This is a genomic window from Bacillus sp. JJ1127 (assembly GCF_036965845.1).
In the GTDB taxonomy this organism is placed as follows: domain Bacteria; phylum Bacillota; class Bacilli; order Bacillales; family Bacillaceae_G; genus Bacillus_A.
In genome coordinates, this window is record NZ_JBALQK010000241.1 from 1 (window position 1) to 4,664 (window position 4,664).

Here is a 4,664-nt window from a genome sequence, read left to right on the forward strand (position 1 = left end):
TAGATAATCAACAGACGTGCTTTAGCATAAAAGAATAAGATGGAACGCCCAATGCGGTGAAAGTCGCACGTTGGGTGTGGAGCAGGGGAAAAGATGGCGATTACATCAAAGTCTTACCTATTGCTATCACATGCATCCGTAAAATAACTATTAAAAAAATCTGGGAGGATTATGGTGGATATATTAATTACTGGGGCAAATAGGGGCTTAGGGCTTGGATTTGTCGAAGTTGGATTAGAAAAAGGGTACCGAGTTTTTGCTGGAGTCAGAGATGCGAATGAACAAAAAAGGACTCAATTAACCAAATTAAAAGAGAAAAATAGCAACCAGTTAGAAATTCTTCATTTAGATGTCACAGACGAGGAATCTGTTCGTGAAGCAGCTCGTAATGTAGGTGAAAGTCTTGATGTGATTATCAATAATGCTGCCATTCTTAATGGAAGGGGTACGTCTATTGAGGATCTTGATATAGAGGCTATCAAACTAGCATTTGATGTCAACACGTTAGGACCAGCCCGTGTGATTAAACATTTTCTACCTTTGCTGAAAAAGGGTGAGAATCAATCCATTATCAACATCTCGTCAGAAGGTGGTAGTCTAACAAATGCATATAGTGGTGATTATCCTTATGGATTGTCGAAAGCTGCCTTAAATATGTTGTCCGAGAAGCTCCATGTAGCATTAAAGAATGAAGGCATTCAAGTCCTTTCCGTCCATCCAGGGTGGGTAAGGACGGATATGGGAGGAATGATAGCCCCGACACATCCAAAAGAAACAGCAGAAGATATTTATAATCTCATTAATCGACAAGTTCGTATCGATAGTGAATTTGTTTTCGTTGACTATCAAGGGAAACCGATGAGCATTTGATGTGGCACCGTCTGGATGATCAAGAAAATGACTGCTGTATGATATAAGATATAAGTTGAAATTTAAGATTTATACACAAGCGTGCAGAGGCTGTTTGCCTTTCTGCACGCTATTAAATTGGAAAATGTAAAAAAATGATATATTGAGAACAGATCGCATCCTGAAATGCTACATGACATGATAAGAAGGACATAACTTTTTCCTCAAAAAATCGTGTCTTGACAACGGGGGCATTATTGAGTGTTTTTTTAAGTGATTCTGATTATTACTATCCAACCCGAAGGCAAAGGGCGGTGGGTTTAAACCACGCCCTTTGAGCTGGAAAAATTTAAAAATTTTGTTGATATAATCCTTAAATAGAATATAATAGAATTATAGAAGCCAATATACATAAATAATTCTCAACATAAATTTTAATATTAAAGAGGCAAGATCAAGACGTTGCATCAATTGTAACAAAGATAATATCGCAGCATAAAAACAATAACTTTTTAGGAGGTGCAATATGAAACCTTATACAAAATCAGTATTAGAGGATGGAGTTAATATAACACTAGATCAATTACTTGGAATTTATGCTAACGAGAAATCAAGGGGAGTTTACTTTACTCAATCCGATGGCTCTGAATTGTTTGAGTCTTATGAAAGTCTTTATTTTAATGCCAAATCCATCTTAGGGGCACTACAAAAGCAGGGATTTCAGAAGGGCTCTTATATTATCTTTCAGACAAACAATAATCTATCCTTTATAAGGTTGTTTTGGGGTTGTATTTTAGGAGGCATGATCCCCGTTCCTCTGTCTGTACCGCTAATTGCATCGCCTGACACTGAAGCTTTCAAGAAGTTAGTGAAAGTAAGTGAGCAGTTGCCGAATGCGTGGATAATTACTGATGAAAGAAATTTAAATACGTTTAGAGAAAGTTATGAAGCCAATAATTTGAAATACTTAGAGTATGAAACCTTAGCATGTAATATGGAAGAGGGGCAATGCGTTACAGTAGATTGTCAGGACTTAGCGTATATACAATATTCGTCTGGCAGCACAGGTAACCCTAAAGGAGTAAAATTAACACATGAAAATCTAGTTTATAATTTGGCACAGATAGTAGATCGTTTGAAACTAGACACAAATGATGTCATGGCTAGTTGGTTACCATTGACACATGATATGGGCTTGATCGGTTATCATTTAACTCCGATATTTGCGGGTATATCTCATTCCCTTCTAAATTCGGGTACATTTTTAAAGAAATCTTGGCTATATCTTCAAAAATGTGCGCAATTAAAAGCAACGGTGCTTGTAAGTCCGAATTTTGGATTAGACTGGATGATAAAGACTGTAAAGGATTCACATTTAGAAAATATTGATTTATCTAGTGTGCGAAACATAATGTGTGGTGCAGAACCAATATCAATGGATACCATTAGACGATTTTATGAAAAATTCTCGTCTTCTGGCTTGCGTGAAAATACGATCCATCAAGTCTATGGTATGGCAGAAGCTAGTCTGGCTGTTACTATTCCTGAAGAAGGACATAATAGAAGTGTATGTATTAACCGTCATAAAGCTCGTATTGGTCAAGAAGTGGAGTATATAGAAACGAAGGAGCCAAATGCAGCAGAGTTTGCCATAGTAGGAGAACCATTATATGAATTAGAAATATTGATTGTAGATGATGAAGACCACATCTTAGGGGAAAATTACATAGGCAATATAGTGATCAAGGGGAAAAATGTATTTGAGGGATATATGAATCATGATAGTTCCCCTTTTAATGAACAGGGCTTCTTCTGTACAGGAGATTTAGGACTTTTACGCAATGGAGAACTCATTGTAATGGGCAGAAAGAAGGATATTCTGTTTGTAAATGGTCAGAATTATTATGCTAGCGATATAGAAAATATGTTAACATTGGCGATCCCAGAGTTGTCTCAAGTCGTTGTGTGTGGTGTTCGCAATCCGTCATCGATCAGGGATGAAATTATAGTATTTGTACATAATCGAAAAGATGCCAAGGCATTTTTGCCACTTGCCCATCAAGTGCAGGATATGGTATTAGAACGGGTTGGAATAGCTGCAGATTATGTAATTCCAATAAAAACGATACCGAAAACAACAAGTGGAAAGGTGCAACGTTTTCTTTTAATAGAGCGATTTGAGAATCATGAGTTTGATGAAGTTATCGCAATAGCTCCATATTCTTATCAGAGTATCAAGGAATCTGCAAAGAAGTCAGCATGGAACAAAACGGAGATTGAAAATCAAATCGTTGAAATTGCAAAAGAAGTATTCTCTATCCCTTCTTTGAAAGTAGACGATACGATTTCTCGGATGGGAGTTAGTTCGTTAACGTTGATTCGTTTCCAGGATGAAATAAATCAACGATTTCAAGTCGAAATCCCTATTGTAAGCCTTTTCAAAATGTCTACCCTGGAACAAATAATTAAGATGGTTGAGGAACAACTAAAGGCAGAGGATGTCAATGCATCCGAATTAACAGGGAATAAAGACATGTGGTATGAGCCGTTCCAGGTAACAGAAATACAAGGAGCCTATTTAGTTGGAAGACAAAATATTATGGAAATGGGTAATGTCTCCACACATGCCTATTATGAGTTTGAAACAGAATTAGATATTAAACGCTTAAACGATGCATTGAATCATGTTTTAGAGCGTCAGCTTATGCTGCGTACTATTTTTGATGATACAGGAATGCAAAAAGTTCGGCGTTCTAATTCTTCTTATGAGATTTGTATTGAAGATTTACAAGACTTGTCTTTAGAGGATCAACAAAAACGTATATTGGAAAAAAGAAATAGCAGGTCACATTTTGTTTTCCAACAAGATCATTGGCCATTATTTGAGTTGACTGCATTTATTCTTGGTGAGAAGAAAAATTATCTCTTCCTGGATATTGACTTATTAATTGCTGATGGAGGCAGTTTATTAATTTTAATACAAGAGATAATGGATTATTATGAGAAACCGAATATGGAGATTAAACCTTTAACATTCCAATTCTCAGATTATGTAAGGGCATTGGAGAGCTTTCGTGAATCTTCCGCCTATCAAAAAGCTCAAGACTATTGGCAAGCCAAAATAGAGGATTTTCCCTATGCACCTCAGCTACCATTAGTTTGTGAGCCAGAATTCATAGAGAAACCAATATTTCAGCGAATGGAGAAAAGTCTGACAACTGATCAATGGAATATTGTGAAGGGCCTGGCAACTCAGTACGGTGTAACACCATCTGTATTCTTATGTACAATTTATGCGGAAGTTTTGTGCAAATGGAGCAATCAATCCAGAATGGCACTTAATTTAACATTATTTAATCGACAGTCCTTTCATCCAGACGTAATGAAGTTGATTGGAGATTTTACATCAGTTTTATTGTTAGATATTGATTTATCTGTTCATCGTGCTTTTTGGGAGAAAGCATCTATGGTTCAAGATATATTATTTGAAGCAGTAGACCATCGTTTTTATAGTGGTGTTGATGTTATACGAAATATTGCAAGTAAGAGAGAAATGACTAGTAAAGCGATTATGCCAATTGTATTTACTAGTATGTTATTCGATAAATCGGAATTTGCAGATACGTTGACGAAATTAGGGAAAATTAAATACGGAATAAGCCAGACCCCTCAAGTATTTTTAGATTTCCAAGTCACGGAAAGAGACGGACAATTAATTATGACTTGGGATTATGCAAAAGATTTGTTTGATGAAGACATGATCAGTGCCATGTTTGAAACGTATCAACTTCGATTGCAGCAAGTTATAGACAATA

2 protein-coding genes are annotated in these 4,664 nt (G+C 36.2%); both read left to right on the forward strand.

The window, feature by feature from the left end; genetic code table 11:
- The first annotated feature begins 174 nt into the window (after window positions 1–174).
- Window positions 175–870: an SDR family oxidoreductase gene (locus V7183_RS21075; protein WP_029972812.1), complete on the forward strand. Its 696-nt coding sequence runs from the start codon at window positions 175–177 to the stop codon at window positions 868–870.
- A 505-nt stretch (window positions 871–1,375) separates the two neighbouring features.
- On the forward strand, window positions 1,376–4,664 hold a 3,289-nt coding region (locus V7183_RS21080; RefSeq protein WP_335360720.1), incomplete at its 3' end, for an AMP-binding protein.